This window comes from Bradyrhizobium symbiodeficiens (assembly GCF_002266465.3).
Classification (GTDB): Bacteria; Pseudomonadota; Alphaproteobacteria; order Rhizobiales; family Xanthobacteraceae; genus Bradyrhizobium; species Bradyrhizobium symbiodeficiens.
In genome coordinates, this window is the sequence record NZ_CP029427.2 from 5,946,034 (window position 1) to 5,963,118 (window position 17,085).

The 17,085-nt window shown below is 64.5% G+C and carries 21 protein-coding genes; 1 reads left to right on the forward strand and 20 read right to left on the reverse strand.

What is annotated here, in order from left to right:
- Positions 1-3: 3 nt before the first annotated feature.
- The 20 genes from CIT39_RS27965 to motA all read right to left on the reverse strand — a co-directional run bounded on the left by CIT39_RS27965 (position 4) and on the right by motA (position 16,157).
- Positions 4-696: a hypothetical protein gene (locus CIT39_RS27965; protein ID WP_094977128.1), complete on the reverse strand. Its 693-nt coding sequence runs from the start codon at positions 694-696 to the stop codon at positions 4-6.
- Positions 693-2,318: a flagellar basal-body MS-ring/collar protein FliF gene (gene fliF / locus CIT39_RS27970; protein WP_162308722.1), complete on the reverse strand. Its 1,626-nt coding sequence runs from the start codon at positions 2,316-2,318 to the stop codon at positions 693-695. The genes CIT39_RS27965 and fliF overlap by 4 nt, the downstream gene beginning before the upstream one ends.
- A gap of 333 nt (positions 2,319-2,651) precedes the next feature.
- Positions 2,652-3,563, reverse strand: coding sequence for a flagellin N-terminal helical domain-containing protein (locus tag CIT39_RS27975; protein WP_094977126.1), 912 nt, complete (start codon positions 3,561-3,563; stop codon positions 2,652-2,654).
- A 264-nt stretch (positions 3,564-3,827) separates the two neighbouring features.
- On the reverse strand, positions 3,828-4,733 hold the full coding sequence (locus CIT39_RS27980; protein ID WP_094977125.1) for a flagellin N-terminal helical domain-containing protein: 906 nt from the start codon (positions 4,731-4,733) through the stop codon (positions 3,828-3,830).
- Positions 4,734-4,997: 264 nt separating this feature from the next.
- A complete protein-coding gene (gene fliP / locus CIT39_RS27985; protein ID WP_094977124.1) occupies positions 4,998-5,738 on the reverse strand; it encodes a flagellar type III secretion system pore protein FliP in 741 nt (246 codons plus the stop codon).
- The gene (locus tag CIT39_RS27990) at positions 5,735-6,178 is read right to left on the reverse strand and encodes a flagellar basal body-associated FliL family protein (RefSeq protein ID WP_162308723.1); all 444 of its coding nucleotides are present in this window, start codon (positions 6,176-6,178) and stop codon (positions 5,735-5,737) included. Before CIT39_RS27990 ends, fliP begins: the two co-directional genes overlap by 4 nt.
- A 42-nt stretch (positions 6,179-6,220) precedes the next feature.
- Complete coding sequence (gene flgH / locus CIT39_RS27995) at positions 6,221-6,928, reverse strand: flagellar basal body L-ring protein FlgH (protein ID WP_094977122.1); 708 nt, start codon at positions 6,926-6,928, stop codon at positions 6,221-6,223.
- A complete protein-coding gene (locus tag CIT39_RS28000; protein ID WP_162308724.1) occupies positions 6,929-7,708 on the reverse strand; it encodes a MotE family protein in 780 nt (259 codons plus the stop codon).
- A gap of 67 nt (positions 7,709-7,775) precedes the next feature.
- Positions 7,776-8,906, reverse strand: a complete 1,131-nt coding sequence (gene flgI, locus CIT39_RS28005; RefSeq protein WP_094977120.1) for a flagellar basal body P-ring protein FlgI — start codon at positions 8,904-8,906, stop codon at positions 7,776-7,778.
- The gene (flgA, locus tag CIT39_RS28010) at positions 8,903-9,379 is read right to left on the reverse strand and encodes a flagellar basal body P-ring formation chaperone FlgA (protein ID WP_094977119.1); all 477 of its coding nucleotides are present in this window, start codon (positions 9,377-9,379) and stop codon (positions 8,903-8,905) included. The genes flgI and flgA overlap by 4 nt, the downstream gene beginning before the upstream one ends.
- 13 nt (positions 9,380-9,392) lie before the next feature.
- Positions 9,393-10,181, reverse strand: a complete 789-nt coding sequence (gene flgG, locus CIT39_RS28015; protein WP_094977118.1) for a flagellar basal-body rod protein FlgG — start codon at positions 10,179-10,181, stop codon at positions 9,393-9,395.
- An 18-nt stretch (positions 10,182-10,199) separates the two neighbouring features.
- Positions 10,200-10,529, reverse strand: coding sequence for a flagellar hook-basal body complex protein FliE (gene fliE / locus CIT39_RS28020; protein ID WP_094977117.1), 330 nt, complete (start codon positions 10,527-10,529; stop codon positions 10,200-10,202).
- Between the two features lie 2 nt (positions 10,530-10,531).
- Positions 10,532-10,948: a flagellar basal body rod protein FlgC gene (gene flgC, locus CIT39_RS28025; protein ID WP_094977116.1), complete on the reverse strand. Its 417-nt coding sequence runs from the start codon at positions 10,946-10,948 to the stop codon at positions 10,532-10,534.
- 11 nt (positions 10,949-10,959) lie between these two features.
- On the reverse strand, positions 10,960-11,361 hold the full coding sequence (gene flgB / locus CIT39_RS28030) for a flagellar basal body rod protein FlgB (RefSeq protein ID WP_094977115.1): 402 nt from the start codon (positions 11,359-11,361) through the stop codon (positions 10,960-10,962).
- Positions 11,362-11,425: 64 nt separating this feature from the next.
- Positions 11,426-12,511 (reverse strand): flagellar biosynthesis protein FlhB, encoded by a 1,086-nt coding sequence (flhB, locus tag CIT39_RS28035; protein WP_094977114.1) that lies wholly within the window; start codon positions 12,509-12,511, stop codon positions 11,426-11,428.
- Between the two features lie 13 nt (positions 12,512-12,524).
- Entirely contained in the window at positions 12,525-13,565 is a 1,041-nt protein-coding gene (locus CIT39_RS28040) for a flagellar motor switch protein FliG (RefSeq protein WP_094977113.1), read from the reverse strand.
- Positions 13,566-13,567: 2 nt separating this feature from the next.
- On the reverse strand, positions 13,568-13,957 hold the full coding sequence (gene fliN, locus CIT39_RS28045; protein WP_094977112.1) for a flagellar motor switch protein FliN: 390 nt from the start codon (positions 13,955-13,957) through the stop codon (positions 13,568-13,570).
- A gap of 76 nt (positions 13,958-14,033) precedes the next feature.
- Positions 14,034-14,345 carry a hypothetical protein gene (locus CIT39_RS28050; RefSeq protein WP_094977111.1) on the reverse strand — a complete coding sequence of 104 codons (312 nt, stop codon included), beginning with the start codon at positions 14,343-14,345 and terminating at the stop codon, positions 14,034-14,036.
- Positions 14,326-15,264, reverse strand: a complete 939-nt coding sequence (locus CIT39_RS28055; RefSeq protein ID WP_094977110.1) for a flagellar motor switch protein FliM — start codon at positions 15,262-15,264, stop codon at positions 14,326-14,328. The genes CIT39_RS28050 and CIT39_RS28055 overlap by 20 nt, the downstream gene beginning before the upstream one ends.
- Positions 15,261-16,157, reverse strand: a complete 897-nt coding sequence (gene motA / locus CIT39_RS28060; protein WP_028145751.1) for a flagellar motor stator protein MotA — start codon at positions 16,155-16,157, stop codon at positions 15,261-15,263. The genes CIT39_RS28055 and motA overlap by 4 nt, the downstream gene beginning before the upstream one ends.
- Before the next feature lie 141 nt (positions 16,158-16,298).
- On the opposite strand from motA, the gene CIT39_RS28065 reads away from it, so the two are divergent.
- Positions 16,299-17,084: a DUF1217 domain-containing protein gene (locus CIT39_RS28065; RefSeq protein ID WP_094977109.1), complete on the forward strand. Its 786-nt coding sequence runs from the start codon at positions 16,299-16,301 to the stop codon at positions 17,082-17,084.
- Position 17,085: the final 1 nt, after the last annotated feature.

Here is a 17,085-nt window from a genome sequence, read left to right on the forward strand (position 1 = left end):
GGGTTACCGGCGCGCTTCCTTCAGGCGTTCGCTCCAGGCCGTGATCTGCGTCTCGATCACGGTCTGGTCGGCCACGACGCGAACCTCCAAGATATCGGCGGCCTCGTACTCGATACCGGTTCGCCTCGCCCCCTCGAGCTGCGTCTTCACGAGGTCGAGCAGCTCACTCGGGCCGGTGACCTTGAACACCGGCACCGGCGAATTGCCGGTCAGCGCCGCAACATGCTCCACCAACGATCCGATCGCCTTGTCGCGGACCGCCTCGGTGAGGAACGGCAGCAATATCCGCGCCACGGAGCTTGCGATGTTGGTCTCGATCTCGCGGCAAGCGGTCTCGAAACCGCCGACGATCGCGATCGCCTGCTGGTCTGACCATTTGGCGCGCTCCTCGCCGAGCCGGATCGCGCTGCGGACGCGTTCCTCGGCGAGCCTGGCGTCGCCGTCCGCGACGCCGGCCGCATGGCCGCGACGGTAGGCATCGTCCAGGAGACTGGCCGGCGGGGCTTCCGCCTTCGGCGCCGACGACGGCGACGGCGGCAGCTGTTGCGGCTGGGCCTGAGGCTGCGGCGAAGGCTCGCGCATGACCTCCTTCGACCTCGTCAGCACGTCCTGGATCCTGGACGGCGGAGGCGGCGGTGATTTGGCCCGGCCGTTCGCGTCGAACTGCGTCAGGAATTTTCCGATTGCCGCGTTCATGCCGCCTCCTCGCGTCGCATCCAGTCTTTAAGGATCGCTGCGGCCTGCGCCTGGTCGAGCCGGACGATCTGCTCCAGTCGCTTCTGCGGCGTTCGCTGCATCTTGCCTTCGAGGTCTTCGACGAGATTGAGCTCGGCCTCCTCGCTGTCCGGCAACGCGAGGGCGGCGGCGGCTTCGAGCTCGGCGACCTCGGCAGCCTCCGCCTGTTCCTGCTGCGCGCGATGGGTCAGAATTCCGTTGACCGCGGGCCGCAATCCGAACCAGACCAGCATCGAGGCGACGGCCAGGATCGTCACCGCGTTGATGACGCTGCCGAGCTGCTTGTTGATCATCTCGACGAAGCTGATCGGGGGCACCGGCGCCAGTTCGCGCGAGCCCTCGATGAAGTCGACGGCCGTCACCTGGATCTGGTCGCCGCGCGTCTTGTCCAGTCCGCCGGCCGTCGCCGCGAGCTGGCTGATCTCGGCAAGCTTGCTGTCGACGATGGCCTGGTTGGTCTTGTCGCCGAGATCGGCGACCAGCCGTGCACGATTGACCAGAACGGCGATGAAGAGCTTCTTCACCAAATAGCCGTCGCTCACCGTCGTCGTGGTCTTGGACGAGACCTCGAAATTGGTGACGTCCTCGCGGCGGGTCTTGTCCTCGCTGGAGTTCTTGCCGCCGCCGGCATTGACCTGCTGATCGGGAAGGTTCTGCTGCACCGTCGTCGGCGTCGAACGGTCGGCGTTCTGCGACGATTCCTTCTCGCGCACGTTCCGCACCGAGCGCTCGGCGCGGCTCTCCGGATCGTAGACGGTCTCGTTGACCTGCCGCTTGTCGGTGGAGAGCTGCGGCGAGACGCTGACCTCGAAATTGTCAAGGCCGAGATACGGCGTCAGCGCCTTGCGGATGTTCTCCTGCACCATGCCGCCGACGGTCTTCTGCAGGCTCGCCATCTTGGTCGGGGCGGCGCTCGCCTCGTCCTCTTCGGCGAGCAGCATCGAGCCGTCGGCATCCAGCACCGTCACCTTGTCGCGGCTCATGCCGGGAATGGCGGCGGCGACGAGATGGCGGATCGACTGCGCAGTGCGTGCCTCGATCGCGCCGTCTGTGCGCAGCACGACCGAGGCGGACGGCGGTTGCTGCGTCGCGCGGAACGAGCCGCGCACCGGCAGCACGATATGCACCCGCGCCGCCTTGACGCCCTTCATCAACTGTACCGTGCGCGCGATCTCGCCTTCCAGCGCCCGGAGCTTGGTGACCTCCTGCATGAACGAGGTCAGCCCGAGCGAGCCGATCTTGTCGAACAGCTCGTAGCCGGAATTGGCGCTGGTCGGCAGCCCCTTCTCGGCGAGCAGCATCCGCGCCTGCATGGTCTGGCTCGGGCGCACCGAGAGCGCGTCGCCGGCCGTATTGACGTCGAAGGTGATGTTCTGCTCGCGCAGCGCCGCGCCCATGCGCGTCACGTCCTCGCGGGTGAGGCCGGTATAGAGCGTCTCGAATTCAGGCCGGCTCAGATAGTACGCGCCGCCGACGACGGTCACGAGAACGGCAAAGCCGATCAGGCCCAGGGCCATCAGGCGTCGCGGCCCAAGCTCCAGCAGATTGTTGAGCAGTTGCTGTACCTGCGCACGACTGAGCATATGACCTCGTACCAATGCGAACGGTGAGGACACTCCGCTGCCAACCTTGTCTGAAGGTTGCGCGAGGACACGAATGTGTCAGTTCGCAGGCGAGGCGTTGTAATTTTACAAGATGGCCTCTTTTACAAGAAGCCCATCTCACAAGAAGCATTGGCGACGCAATCAGGTCGGCGGCAACGCACCGGGACGCTTGGCCGCACCATCGGCCGCAGCGTGTCGCATGAAAAATCGACGTCGGGAGATCGATTGCGGGCACGTCGTGCCGTCACGTCCGCCGGTTACGGCGGGGACCGTGCTCCCTCAAGGGAGCACGGTCGTCTTCGAAAGCGCCGCTTAGCCGCGGAACAGCGACAGGATGCTCTGGCTGTTCTGGTTGGCGATCGAGAGCGCCTGAACGCCGAGCTGCTGCTGGGTCTGCAGCGCCTGGAGGCGGGTCGATTCCGCGTTCATGTCGGCGTCGACGAGCTGGCCGATACCACGATCCACCGAGTCCATCAGCGACTTCACGAACTCCGAGTTGTTCGAGATGCGGTTCTTGATGGCGCCGAGGTTGGCGGCGGACTGGCTGACCGTGTTGATCGCGGCGGTGACCTTCGAGATGTAACCATCGAGAATGGTCTGGTCGGCCGTCGAGTCGGTCAGCGCACCGATGTTGAGGCTGTCGACCGAAGCGCTGCCGGCCACCGTGTCGAGGATACCACCCGTGGTCGCGGTATAGAGCGAGTAGTTGGCGACGGTCACCGTGATGGTGCTGATCGTCGGCGTGCCGCCGACGCGCGAGAACGACGATACCAGGTTGACGGTCGCAGGGGTGGAGGCGTTCGTGCTCAGCCAGTTGACGCCGTTGAAGGTCGCCGCACTGGCGACGTTCTTCATGTCCTGCTGGATCTGGGTGATTTCGGCCTGGATCTTGGTGCGGTCGATACCGGCGGTCTTGGCTTCGACCAGCAGCGCCTGGAGCTTGGTCAGGCCGGAGTTCTGGTCACCGATGACCTTGTTCAGGGCGGTGTATTCGGTGTCGACGGTCGCGGCCGACAGACCGAGCGAGTCGGAGACGGCGGAGAGCGCGGCGTTGTCGGCGCGCATCGAGGTCGCGATCGACCAATAGGCCGAGTTGTCCGAAGCGGTCGAGACGCGCTGGCCGGTGGAGATCCGGTTTTCGGTCGTCTGCAGGCTGGCGCTGACGTTCCGGAGGGTCTGGAGCGCAGTCATTGCAGCGGAGTTGGTAAGCAGGCTGGAAGCCATCTTTGATGTCCCTTTGAAAGCAGATTGGATGGGGACATACCGGACTTGCACCGGTACGACAGGGCGGCGTCATGCCTTTGGGCTGCGGAAATGCGCGTGGGCCCAACCTGTCGTAACGGCAAGGATAGCGAGCGAAGCTTGTGCGGGGCTTGTGGCGCTGTGCCCCTGCGGCAACAGGGCCGCCGAAATCTCGGTGCGCGCGTCAGGCAAGCGAAAGGGCCGCGCTTCGCGAGAAGCGCGGCCCTCCCGAGATCGTCTAAGGGCTTAGCGGAACAGCGACAGGATGCTCTGGCTGTTGTTGTTGGCGATCGAGAGCGCCTGAACGCCGAGCTGCTGCTGGACCTGGAGGGCCGCCAGGCGGGTGGACTCCTGGTTCATGTCGGCGTCGACAAGCTGGCCGATACCACGATCCACCGAGTCCATCAGCGACTTCACGAACTCCGAGTTGTTCGAGATGCGGTTCTTGATGGCGCCGAGATTGGCGGCACCCGAAGACACCGTGCCGATCGCTGCGGTGACCTTGGCGATGTAACCATCGAGGATGGTCTGGTCGGCCGTCGAGTCGGTCAGCGCACCGATGTTGAGGCTGTCGACCGACGCGCTGCCGGCCACCGTGTCGAGGATACCACCCGTGCTCGAAGTGTAGAGCGAGTAGTTGGCGACGGTCACGGTGATCGAGCTGGTGGTCGGCGTGGAGCCGACGCGCGAGAACGAGGACACCAGATTGACGGTCGTCGGCGTGGAAGCGTTGGTGCTCAGCCAGTTGACGCCGTTGAAGGTCGCCGCGCTGGCGACGTTCTTCATGTCCTGCTGAATCTGGGTGATTTCCGACTGGATCTTGCTGCGATCGATACCGGCGGTCTTGGCTTCGACCAGCAGCGACTGGAGCTTGGTCAGGCCGGAGTTGCTGTCGCCGATAACCTTGTTCAGAGCGGTGTACTCGGTGTCGACGGTCGCGGCCGACAGACCGAGCGAGTCGGAAACGGCGGAGAGCGCGGCGTTGTCGGCGCGCATCGACGTGGCGATCGACCAGTAGGCGGCGTTGTCGGCGGCCGTGGCCACGCGCTGGCCGGTGGAGATCCGGCTCTGCGTGGTGGAGAGTTGCGAGCTGACAGACCGCAAGGTCTGGAGCGCGGTCATGGCGGACGAGTTCGTGAGCAGGCTTGACATTGCGAATGTCCCTTTATGTACGCGTTACATTTTCATCAGGGGACATACCGGACTTGCACCGGTACGGAGGGGCGGCATCATGCCTTTGGACTGATAGGGGTGGGGTCCAACCCGCCGTGAGGCATTGCTAACACGCCGAATCTTGCCGCCGGATTAAGGACGGCTTGAATTCCATAGCAATATCAGATGGTTAATATTACCCAACGCTAACCATAGCGCGGTACTTTTCGCTAACCATGACGGGGCGCCAGGCGATCGCTGCCGTTACGAGAATGAGCGCACCAGTCCGGAGGCGAGCAGATTCCAGCCGTCGATCAGCACGAAGAACAGCATCTTGAACGGCAGCGCCAGGATCGTCGGCGGCATCATCATCATGCCCATCGACATCGTCAGCGTCGCCACGATCATGTCGATCACCAGGAACGGCAGGATGATGAGAAATCCGATCTCGAACGACCGCCTCAGCTCGGAGATCATGAAAGCCGGGATGATGACGCGCAAATCGACGCGCTTGTCGTCAAACTTCTTGCGAAAGCTCTCCGCGGCGAGCGACTCGAAGGTCTGCAGATCCTTGTCGCGAACATGGGCCAGCATGAACTCGCGGAAAGGATCGGTGATCTTCAGATAAGCCTGCTCTTCCGAGATCTCGTTCTTCATCAGCGGCTGGACGCCGGTCTCCCAGGCGCGATCGAAGGTCGGCGCCATCACGTAGAAGGTCATGAAAAGGGCGAGGCTGATCAGCACCAGATTGGCCGGCGTGGTCTGCAGGCCGAGACCGGCGCGCAGGAACGACAGCGCCACCGCAAATCGCGTGAAGCTCGTCACCATGATAAGCAGCCCCGGCGCCACCGACAGCACCGTGATCAGCGCCATCAGCTGGATGATCCGGCCGCTGGTCGAGCCGTTTCCGGGCGGCAGCAGCGAGTTGAGGTCCGGAATCTGGGCGAGCGCCACTTCGGGCAGCACGACCAGAACCAACGCGAGCAGCAGTGTTTTCACTCTCACTGAATCACCAGGGTCTCAATGATCAATTCGCGCACCTTGCCCGACGAGCGGATGTTGGCGCGCTCGGTCAGGTCGTCGCGCAAATGCTGAAGCCCGCGCGATCCCTCGAATTGCGTCACCGTCGCCGACCGCAGATAGGTGACGATGTCCTCGCTGATGTGGGCGGCCAGGATGCCGGCGTCCTCGTCGCTCATGCTCTCGGTCACCATGGAGGCTTCGACCCGGGCCCAGTTGTTGGCCGGCGCGGCCAGATTGGTCACGATCGGAGACAGCTTCCGGAGCCGCGCGCTGCCGGCGTAGCTCGAGGCAAGCGGCGGCGGCGTGGCGGTTTTCTTCGCGTCGGCGACGCGCTCGGCCGCCGCGAACAGATGCAGGCCCGCCAGCGCGCCCGCACCGATCGCGACAAGGGTCAGCACCATGATGGCTGCAATCAGGCGCATCACGTCCTCTGCTCTCGCGGCGCGGCCAGACCGGCGCGGACTTCAGAATGGTGCCACGGCGTCATAGATCCGATGTCCCCATCCAGGCTGTTGTACGTCGGACAGATTTCCGCGACCGCCATAGGACACCCGCGCCTCTGCGATCTTCTCGTAGGAGATCGTGTTGGTGCGCGAGATATCGCGCGGACGCACGATGCCGCCGACATTGAGCACGCGCATCTCCGTGTTGACGCGAAACTCCTGCGAGCCGCTGATCATGATATTGCCGTTCGGCAACACGTCGGTGACGATGGCCGCGATCGACAGCTTGATATCCTCGGTGCGATCGATCTGGCCGTTGCCCTTGATCTGGGTGTTGGTGCTGAGGTTGGCGTTTGCCGATCCCTTGTCGTTCCACCCAGCGACGTCCATCAGCCAGTCGAGCCCGAACTTGATCTGCGAATCGCGCGAGCGGCCGGTCTTGTTGTCGAGCTTGGCCTTGTCCTGCATCGAGATGATCACCGTCACCACGTCGCCGGTGCGCCGGGCGCGGGGATCGCGATAGAGATCGGTGCCGTCGTCCCAGGTCGAGCGATAGCTGACAGGCGTGCGCATGCGCGGCGTCACCGGGATCGGATCGGCCTGGGTCCTGAGGCCGCTGCCGACCGGCGACATTTGCGGGCCGGTCAGGACCTCGGACGGATCATGGAAGCATCCGGCCAGGAGCACGGATGCCAGCACGAGCGAGAGGATGAGGATCGGCTTCTTCATCTATTTGGTCTTTCCGTCATCGACACGACGCATTCCGCCAAGCAGATCGGCGAGGTGCGCCGCGCGTGCCGTATCCATCTCGTTGAAGATCGCGCTCGAGTTCCTCGGACTGAGCTTGGCGAGCACGGCGGCGGCGGTCTCGTCCGCCATGCCGGCAATCTGGGTCGCCGCAGCTTCGGGCTTCATGCGCGAATAGATCTCGACGACGCTGGCTTCGGCCTTCTTCAGGAAGTCGTCGCGCAGCGCCATCCACTGTTCGTATTCGGCGCGCTTGGCCTCGACCTCGGCGATCCGCTGGCGGAGCAGGCTCTCGGCCTTTTCCAGCTCCTTGAGCTGCCAGGCCAGCCTGGCATCGACGGCGGGATCAGCGACGTTGCTGCAGAACAGGGCGACATCGTTGTCCGCGGCGACCGCGGCCTGCGGCGGCGCAGGTTTCGGCGGCGCCGTGACGCTGCCGGGCTTGGCCGGACGCGCCGGAGCAGATCCAGGTGGTGGTGCAGGTGCAGCCGCTGGCGCCTCGGAAGCAGGCACCGCGCCGGTGGTCGCAGGTCCCTGGTCTTCGGCCGCCCATGCCGTCGCCCGGATCGACGCATTGTCGCTCGGCAACGCCGTGACCGGCTGCGGCTTCTGCGGACCGGAGGCGCGCGCGCGCGCGAAGGAGAGCAGGTTGAGCGGCTTCGACGGCTTGGCCTCGTCCAGGGCCAGCACGGGCGAGGCGCCCGCGAGCACGGAGGCCGCGACCAGCAGGAGGAGTTTGGCTTTGTGATCCAGCTTCAGCATCGGGCCGCGTGCGATTCTCGCTTCAGACCCGAGCATTGAGCGAGCATGCTTGCACGACGCTTGCGCATCATTGCACGATGACATCGGCCTGGAGCGCACCAGCCGTCTTGATTGCCTGCAGGATCGCGATGATGCCCGACGGCTTCAGGCCGATCTGGTTCAGCCCGCGCACCAGGCGCTGCAGATCGACCCCGCTGAGGATCGCCACCTGCGATCCCGCCTCGTTGGCCTCGACCACGGTCTGCGGGACCACCACGGTCTGCCCGCGCGAGAACGGCGCCGGCTGCGACACCACGGGCATCTCCGTGACACGGACCGACAGGTTGCCGTGTGTCACGGCAACCGTCGATATCCGCACGTCGCGCCCGATCACCACGGTGCCGGTGCGCTCGTTGATCACCACCCGCGCCGGCGTATCCGGCTCGACCGTCAGCTCGCCGATCTCGGCGAGGAAGCGGACAGGGCCGATGTGGCGCGGCTTCGACAGCACGATGGTGCGATAGTCGCGCTCGAAGGCGATCTGCGACCGGTAACGTCCGCCGGCGAAGCGGTTGATGGCATCCAGAATGCGCGTCGCGGTGACGAAGTCGGGATTCTTCAGCTGCAGCACCAGGAACTCCATCTCATGGAGATTTCCCTGCACTTCGCGCTCGACCAGCGCACCGTTCGGAATGCGTCCGGCCGTCGGCGTGCCCTGGCTGACGTTCTGCGCCTGGCCTCCGACGCTGTAACCGGCGACCGTGATCGCGCCCTGCGCCACCGCATAGACGGCGCCGTCGGCCGCGCGCAGCGATGTCATGACCAGCGTACCTCCGAGCAGCGACGTCGCATCGCCAAGCGACGACACCGTCACGTCCATGCGCTCGCCGGGCCCGATCGAGGGCGTCAGGTCCGCAGTCACCATCACGGCCGCGACGTTGCGCGTGCGCAGCGTCGTCGGGCGCGGGGGATTGTTGGTGCTCGTGGTCTCGTTCCTGACGTTGATGCCCATGTTCTCGAGCATCGATTGCAGGGACTGCTCCGTGAACGGAGCGTTGCGCAGCGTGTCGCCGGTGCCGTTCAGGCCGATGACGAGGCCATAGCCGACGATCTGGTTTTCACGCAGACCCTTGATGTCCGCGATGTCCTTGATGCGGACGGCGGCATGGGCACAGGCGGCCGAAAGCAGCAGGACGAGCGCAAGCAGGATTCTGGTCATGACCCGTCCATGACCTTCACGGTGCCATCGGGCTGGACCACGCCCCTGATGATCACCCCGGTATCCGTGTTGCGCACCGGGATCAGCGCGCCGGACGCGCCCGATTGCATCGCCGAGCCGTAAGTGACGATGGACAGGCCGCTGTCCTCGACTACGACCTTGACCATGGCGCCGCGGGCGACGGTCCAGGGGTCCTCCACCGCGTTGGTCGGGATGGGCTGGCCCGGCAGCAGCGCGCGCCGCGCCATGCGGCCGACCAGGACCTGCCGTCCTACGATGAACATGGCGACGCCGAGTCCGTTCGGCGCGAAGGCGCGCTCCGTGATCATATCGTCCCGGATCAGCTCGCCGGCGCGGATCGACACCGCCGGCACGGGAAGCCGCTTCTCCTCGGCCATGGCGAGGCGCACCGAAGCCAGCACCAGCAGCACGGCGGCCAACCCGCGCACGATCAGATCCATCCTGTTCAACATCGCGACACCGGAACTAGCGCATGCCCTTCGATACCGTCTGGGCCATTTCGTCCGAGGCCTGGATGACCTTGGCATTCATTTCGTAGGCGCGCTGCGCCGAGATCAACTCGGTGATTTCCTTGACCGGGTCGACGTTCGATGCTTCCAGCCATTTCTGGTTGATCTTGCCGTATCCGGAATCGCCCGGCAGGCCGACGACCGGCGTGCCCGACGCAATGGTCTCGCGATAGAGATTGCTGCCCAGCGGTTCGAGGCCCGCTTCGTTGGCGAAGTTGGCGAGGTTGAGCTGGCCGATCTGACGCGGGTTCACCTCGGTATCCAGCTTGGCGAACACCTGCCCGGTCTGGTTGACCGTGACCTCGACGGTTCCCTGCGGGATCGTGATGGCGGGATCCAGCAGATAGCCGTCCGTGGTGACGAGCTGGGCGTTGGCGTTGGGGGTAAACGAACCCGCGCGGGTGTATTGCACCTCGTTGTTCGGGCCGAGCACCTGAAACCAGCCCCGGCCGTTGATCGCCATATCGTAGGGGTTGCCGGTCTGCGTCAGCGCGCCCTGGATGTGCAGCTTGCGGATCGCCGCCGACTTGACGCCGAGACCGAGATTGGCGCCTTCCGGGATCGGCGAGGAGCCGTTGACGTTGGCGACGCCCTGCATGCGGTCCATCTGGTAGAACAGATCGGTGAACTCGGCGCGCGCACGCTTGTACGACGTCGAGTTGATGTTGGCGATGTTGTTCGCGATGACTTCGATGTTGGTCTGCTGGGCGTTCATGCCCGTGGCCGCAATGGCGAGCGATTTCACTTATCCCACTCCTTCAGATCAAATCGACATCCGGACGACTTCCTGGTAGGCCTGCACGACCTTGTCGCGCACCGCGACCGCCGTCTGCAGCGCCTGCTCGGCCGACATCAGCGCCTCCACGACCTTGCGGGTCGATTCCTTGCCCTGCATCGCCGAGATCGACGCCGCCTCGCCCGCCTTCAGCGTCCCGATCGCGTCGGTCGTCACCTGCTTCATCACCGATTCGAAGCCGACATCGTCGGTGGACTGAATGGCGGTCGGCGCCGTCGGCGCGATGGCCTGTGCCTCGGTCGCGCGGCTCGCCGCCTGTCCTGCGGAGACCGCCGTGGATGAAATCGCTTCAAGCATTGTCAGCTCCTCAAGAGATCGATGGTCATGCCGAGCATCGACCTCACCTGTTTCACGACCTGGAGATTGGCCTCGTAGGACCGGTTGACTTCCCGCATGTCGGCCATCTCGATCATCATGTTGACGTTCGGCATCTTGACGTAGCCGGCCTTGTCGGCGGCGGGATGCCCCGGATCGTATTCGACACGGTACGGCGTGGTGTCGACCCCGATCTCCTTGACCTTCGCCAGCTGCGAGCCAGAAGCACGGTCCATCGCGGCGTCGAAGGTGATGGTCTTGCGCTGATAAGGATCGGCACCGGCCGTGCGCCCCGTCGAAGTCGCGTTCGCGAGATTTTCCGAAACGATGCGCATACGCGTCGACTGCGCTTCGAGCCCGGAGCTCGCGACCGTCAATGACGCTTGCAGTGAGTCCAGCATGTCAGTTCACCTCAGGCCTTCGCACTGGACAGGACCATGCGGTGGAACGACCGCACGATCGCCGAATTCATCGAATAGTCGCGGCTGACGTCGCTGCCCCTGATCATTTCCTGCTCGAGGCTGACCGAGTTGCCGGAATGAACGACTTCCCAGCTGTCCTTCTTCGCGGTCGCCCGTGTGTCGGTCTCGGCCGCGGCCAGCTGCATGTGCGAGGGCGACGTCGTGGCAAGCCTCACCGGCATGCCCTCGAGCACCTTGTTGAAGGGCTCGACGTCGCGCGCCTTGAAGCCTGGCGTGTTGGCGTTGGCGACGTTGGTGGCAATGGTCGACTGGCGGAGCTCGAGGTACCGCGCCTGCGACGATGCGAGTTCGAAGAGATAAAGCGGTCCCACGACAACCCCGTTCAGGTCCATTCGGGAGAAGCCTAGGGCGTTAAGCTTTCGTCAAGCTGTTGGGCAGGACGTCGTCCTCGGAAATCTACTGGACCTTCTCGGTCCGAGGCGCCTGCTTCGACTGCAGGAAGTAGATGATCTCGGCCACGGGCCGGAAGAACTCCGCCGGAATCACCTGATCGACCTGGACCGCCTCGTAGAGTGCGCGCGCCAGCGCCCTGTTCTCGATCACGGGAATCCGGTTCTGCTCGGCGACCTCGCGGATCTTCAGCGCGATCACGTCCATGCCCTTGGCCACGACGAGAGGCGCGGGATTTTCCTCGCGGTTGTAGCGCAGCGCGATCGCGAAATGCGTCGGGTTTGCGATCACCAGCGTCGCGCGCGATGCGGACGCGATCATCCGCTGCCGCGAGCGGTCGCGCGCCAGCGAGCGCAAGCGCGCCTTGATCAGCGGATCGCCTTCCGCCTGCTTGTGCTCGTCCTTGATCTCCTGCTTGGTCATGCGCAGCTCGCGCCGCCAGTGAAAGCGCGCCCAGGCGAGATCGATCGCCACCAGGACGATGGTCGCGATGCAGATCGCCGAGACGATCCGCATCGCGATGTTGAGAATCATCTCCGGCAGCGCAACCGGATCGGTGTACATCGCCTCGAACGCCTTCGCCTCGGACGATCGCAGCACGAAGGCGACCACGGAAGTCACCGCGGCCAGCTTGAACAGCGACTTGGCGAACTCGACCAGTCCCTGCGTTCCGAACAGACGGCTCCAGCCGCTGATCGGAGAGATTCGCGACAGGTCGGGCTTGATGCGCTCCAGCACCAGGCGCGGGGCGTTCTGCAGCAGCGAGGTGGCGAGCCCGAACGCGCCGAGGGTGACGACCAGCGGCACCAGGAAGCGCAGTGCCTCGAGGCTGACGACGGTGAGCAGGTTCTGTGCGTCGGCGCCGGTGGAGAGCGGGAAGCCGTCGGGATCGTCCAGCAGGTTCTTCAAGGTCGGCGTCAATTGCTGCACGCCCTGGCCGATCAGGAACGCCTGAATGACCATCAGCGCGGCCATCGAGGCAAAAATAGAGGCCTCCCGAGAGACCGGGATCTTGCCCTGTTCGAGCGCATCACGGACTTTCTTCTCGGTCGGCTCTTCTGTCTTGCTCTCCTGATCGGATGATTCTGCCATGCCCGTTCAGCGGTCAGCGGAAGACCAGCTCATCCTCCTGGTCGGGGTTGAGCTCGATTTCGCCCTTCTCCGCGAGGTCGAGCGCGAGGTCGGTGATGACGCGGCGCGCCTCCAGCACGTCGCGCTGGTTCGACGGCTCGCCGATGGCGAGTTCGTGCTCGACGACGCGGCGCACGCGCGAGGCGACCGCGGACAGGATCAGTTCGCGGAAATGCTTGTCGGTGCCCTTCAGCGCGACGACGATACGATCGGTCGGCACCTGGTCGAAGATCATGGTGCGCGCCTTCGGCGCCAGGTTGATGACGTCGTCGAAGGTGAACAGCAGCTCCTTCAGCACTTCGGCCGATTTCGGCCGCTTCTCCGACAGGCTATTGAGCATGTCCTCGATATGTCCGCGCTCCATCTTGTTGATGATGTCGGCGACGCGGGCGTAAGTGTCGGCGCCGAGGTTGCGGGCGAAATTGAGCGTCAGATCCTCATGCAGCGTCTTCTCGAGAACCTTCATCGCATCGTCGACGATCGGCTTGAGGCTGAGCACGCGCCGCATCAATTCGTTGCGCAGACTCGAGGGCAGTTGGCTCATGACCTTGGCGGCGCAGGCCGGCTTGACCTTGGACAGGATCAGCGCGGCGGTCTGCGGGTGCTCCTTGGACAGGTAAGTCGCCAGCGAATTCTCCGACACCGACGAGACGCGATCCCAGACCGACCGGCTCGAATTGCCGAGCAGATCCGACATGATCGCCGTGACCTGATCGGCAGGAAGCACGTCGCCGAGCACGGCCTCCAAGCCGCCGAGGGTGCCGAGAATGTTGGCGCCCATCGAGAACTGCTGGGCGAACTCCTCGACGATGGATTCGAGTTCCTGCGCCGTGATCGGCCGCAGCTCGGCCGCGGCCTTGGTAACGATGCGAATGTCCTGCGGCTCGAATTGCGCGAGCACGCTCGCGGCCGCTTGCCGGCCCATGGCCAGCAGGAGCGCCGCGACCTTTTCCGTGCCGCCCAGCGTGGCAACGCCTCGCTGCTTGACGGGAGCGATGCCGACCTGTGCCGCCATGGTCAGCTGTCACCCTGCCCCAGCGGCCCGACGATCTCGGTCAGCGAGACCCCGAAGCGGGAATTGTCCTCTTCGACGACGACCACCTCGCCGCGGGCGACGATGCGGCCGTTGACGACGACGTCGACGGGCTCGCCGACCCGGTGGTCGAGCGGAACCACCGCGCCGCGTCCGAGCTTCATCAGGTTCGCCACCGGAATGGTCGCCGATCCCAGCACCACCTGCATGGTGACAGGAATGCGCAGGATGGCATCGACATTGGCAAACTTGCCGGTCTCCTCCGCCGTGCGCGCGGCGATCTCCGCGAGCCGCTCCAGCGGGGTCGTGTCGGCATGCCCCTCGTCGGCGGCAGGTGCTCGCGTGGCAGAGTCATAGTCGAAGGATTGCGCCATCTGGTATTGCCTCTTGGTATTTCCACTCCCGGAGCGCCCTGGCGTTCCGCTCGTATGGGTTCTGCCGGCTCTCGCTTCAGTGCTTGTTCACCTCGGCGCCGCCTGCAGTCGCGGGCGCGAGCCCGCTCCTCGCATCGAGCGCCGCGATCGCCTCGTGGGCCTGATCGATCTTGGTGCTCAGCACGTTGGCGAGGCGCCCGAGATTGGCGGTGGAATCATGCGCCGCGGTGATGACCGTGTCGAAGGCGCCCGCCGTCTCGTGGACGATGGTGGAGAATTCGCCCTGGTAGCTGCGCAGCCGCGCCAGCTCGCGGTGCATCCGGGTCACCCGCATGCTGGTGAAGGCGAGCGCGATCAACAGCACGGCATCAACGAGATAAGATATCATCGACGAACTCCCGTTTCTGATCGACAGGATCGGCCACCTGCATGGCGTAATAGCCATCGAGCTGACCGATCTGACACCAGAACAGCACTTGGTTATTGCTTTCGAGACGGGCCAGCGTGCGCGGCGTGGCCTCCAGCTCGATCACCTGTCCGACCCTGAATTTCACGACGTCCTCGAGCGAAATCATCTTCTCGTCGAGCACCGCGCTCAGCGTCACTTCGGTTCGCTGGACCTCACTCTCCATCTGCTCGCGCCAGCGCGGATCGGTCGCGCGTCCGTCGCTGACGACGACGTGAGCGAGCTTCTGCCTGAGCGGATTGAGCGCGGAGTGCGGAATGATCAGGAACATCTGGCCGCCGCGGTAGAGCGCCTGCACCATCATGTTCGCGCAGATCGACATGTTGCTGGCGCGCCCGATCGCCAGCGAGGCCATCGCCGTCTCGACCCGCTCCACGCGGAAAGTGACGTTCGACGTGCCGGCGAAGGCGTTCTGCAGCGCCTTGGCGAACCGCTCGAACAGCGCCTGGACCAGGCGGATCTCGATGTTCGAGAAAGTGCGTTCGACATCGAGCGGCGGTTCTGCCCCGTCGGATCCGAACATCGCCTCGACCATCGTGAACACGAAGTCGCGGTCCAGCACGATGATCACGCGCGAGTCCCACTGCTCGGCATAGAGCACGGCCGCGACCGCGTTACCCTCGTAGTCCTTGATGATGTCGCCGAGCGGATCGTTGGTGATGCCGTTGACCGAGAAATAGCACGGCGTTCCCGCCATCGGTTGCAGGCTGTCGGTGCAGGATGCCGCCATGCGATCGAAGATCACATTGAGCATCGGCATGCGTTCGATCGATATGCCGGCGGCGTCCAGCAAATAGTTCGGCAGCTGCTTGCGCTGATCGACCTCGACGTCTTCCATCATGCGCGGGCAGCCTTGGGTTCGGGCTCGGTGACGACCGCCTTGGGACCCGCGATCGTCTCGTTCTCGACGACGTCGATCGACGGCCGCTCGGTGCTCGCGATCATCTTGCGGCCGTGCTCGACGGCGATCTGCGGCATGGCGCCGTTCATGAACGCCAGCAGCGTCTGCTTGACGATGATGTAGGGCCGGCACTTCTTCTCGCGCGTCATCTTGATCTTGATCGCGAAGGGCGAAAGGACGCCGTAGGAGAGGAAAATGCCGGCGAAGGTGCCGACCAGGGCAGCGCCGATGAAGCCGCCGAGCAGCTTCGGCGACTGGTCGAGCGCGCCCATCGCCTTGATGACGCCGAGCACCGCGGCGACGATGCCGAGCGCCGGCAGCGCTTCGGACACCGTCACCAGGGCATGATAGGGCGCCAGCTTGCTCTTCACGATGGTGTGGATCTCCTCGTCCATCAGCGCCTCGATCTCGTGCGTGCGCGCGTTGCCCATGATGATGAGGCGGACGTAGTCGCAGATGAACTGGAGCAGAGAGGGATCTCCAAGCACGCTCGGAAACGCCTTGAAGATCTCGGAGGACGCGGGATCGTCGATATGCGCCTCGACCTCGTTGCGGCCCTTGCCCCTGAGCTCGCGCATCAGGGCGTGGAGCGCGCCGAGCAGATCAAGGTAGTAGCGCTGGCCGGGCACCGCGCCGGTGATGGCCTGCATGCAGGCAACCCCGGTATCCACCACCGTCTTCCACGGATTGGCCACGATGAAGGTGCCGACCGCGGTCCCCATGATGATCACGAACTCCCACGGCTGCATGAGCACGGCCAGATGCCCGCCCATCGCGGCAAATCCGCCAAGCAGCGCCGCTACCGTGATGAAAATCCCCACGAAACTGCCCAACGCGCCGCTCCATCGCCGACCCCACCGGGAATATCTAGTCGGCGAGCCTTGCGCGAGGCTGGCTTCCCGCGTCGCCAGCCCCGCGCAAGCAATCGGCGGCAGCTTGGGGCGGCGTCGCAACAGCGGCCAGAGGGGCGCGTCATGCTATCCACCATCGCGGACTACACCAGGCTGACCAAGGACATGGGCAAGTCGCTGACGCAGGTCGCGACACAGCCGGATGTCAGTCGCGAAACCGACTATTTCCTGAGCCATATCGGCAACGTGAAGACGATCGACGACTTCCTGAAGGACTATCGCCTCTATTCTTACGCCATGAAGGCCTTTGGCCTCAGCGACATGACCTATGCCAAGGCGTTCATGCGCAAGGTGCTGACCGAGGGTGTCGGGAACAAGAACACCTTCGCCAACAAGCTGACCGACACCCGCTACCGGGAATTCGCCACCGCCTTCAATTTCGCCGCCCTCGGCAGCAACGCGACGAAGACCGCCCAGGCCACGACCGGGACGGCGACTCATTACGTCACGCAGACGATGGAGCAGAAGGCCGGCGACCAGAACGAGGGTCTGCGGCTGGCGCTCTATTTCACCCGCAAGGCCTCCACGATCACGACCGCCTACCAGGTGCTCGCGGACAAGGCGCTGACGCAGGTGGTTCAGACCGCGCTCGGCCTGCCGGCAACGATCAGCTCGGCCGACATCGACGCCCAGGCCAAGATGATCACGAACAAGGTCAAGCTCACCGATTTTCAGGACCCTGCCAAGGTCACCAAGTTCGTGCAGCGCTTCGCGGCGATGTGGGACGCGACCCAGGCCCAGAGCGACAGCTCGACCAATTCCGCGCTGATCCTGATCGGCGGCGCATCCTCGGCCAGCATGGATACCAACATGCTGGCTACTCTTCAGAACATCAGGTTCAACAGGTAAG

Coding starts and splice junctions, on each gene's coding strand:
- CIT39_RS27965 (WP_094977128.1), bottom strand. CDS start 696: ATGAACGCGGCAATCGGAAAATTCCTGACGCAGTTCGACGCGAACGGC.
- fliF (WP_162308722.1), bottom strand. CDS start 2,318: ATGCTCAGTCGTGCGCAGGTACAGCAACTGCTCAACAATCTGCTGGAG.
- CIT39_RS27975 (WP_094977126.1), bottom strand. CDS start 3,563: ATGGCTTCCAGCCTGCTTACCAACTCCGCTGCAATGACTGCGCTCCAG.
- CIT39_RS27980 (WP_094977125.1), bottom strand. CDS start 4,733: ATGTCAAGCCTGCTCACGAACTCGTCCGCCATGACCGCGCTCCAGACC.
- CIT39_RS27990 (WP_162308723.1), bottom strand. CDS start 6,178: ATGCGCCTGATTGCAGCCATCATGGTGCTGACCCTTGTCGCGATCGGT.
- flgH (WP_094977122.1), bottom strand. CDS start 6,928: ATGAAGAAGCCGATCCTCATCCTCTCGCTCGTGCTGGCATCCGTGCTC.
- CIT39_RS28000 (WP_162308724.1), bottom strand. CDS start 7,708: ATGCTGAAGCTGGATCACAAAGCCAAACTCCTCCTGCTGGTCGCGGCC.
- flgI (WP_094977120.1), bottom strand. CDS start 8,906: ATGACCAGAATCCTGCTTGCGCTCGTCCTGCTGCTTTCGGCCGCCTGT.
- flgA (WP_094977119.1), bottom strand. CDS start 9,379: ATGTTGAACAGGATGGATCTGATCGTGCGCGGGTTGGCCGCCGTGCTG.
- fliE (WP_094977117.1), bottom strand. CDS start 10,529: ATGCTTGAAGCGATTTCATCCACGGCGGTCTCCGCAGGACAGGCGGCG.
- flgC (WP_094977116.1), bottom strand. CDS start 10,948: ATGCTGGACTCACTGCAAGCGTCATTGACGGTCGCGAGCTCCGGGCTC.
- flgB (WP_094977115.1), bottom strand. CDS start 11,361: ATGGACCTGAACGGGGTTGTCGTGGGACCGCTTTATCTCTTCGAACTC.
- flhB (WP_094977114.1), bottom strand. CDS start 12,511: ATGGCAGAATCATCCGATCAGGAGAGCAAGACAGAAGAGCCGACCGAG.
- CIT39_RS28040 (WP_094977113.1), bottom strand. CDS start 13,565: ATGGCGGCACAGGTCGGCATCGCTCCCGTCAAGCAGCGAGGCGTTGCC.
- fliN (WP_094977112.1), bottom strand. CDS start 13,957: ATGGCGCAATCCTTCGACTATGACTCTGCCACGCGAGCACCTGCCGCC.
- CIT39_RS28050 (WP_094977111.1), bottom strand. CDS start 14,345: ATGATATCTTATCTCGTTGATGCCGTGCTGTTGATCGCGCTCGCCTTC.
- CIT39_RS28055 (WP_094977110.1), bottom strand. CDS start 15,264: ATGATGGAAGACGTCGAGGTCGATCAGCGCAAGCAGCTGCCGAACTAT.
- CIT39_RS28065 (WP_094977109.1), top strand. CDS start 16,299: ATGCTATCCACCATCGCGGACTACACCAGGCTGACCAAGGACATGGGC.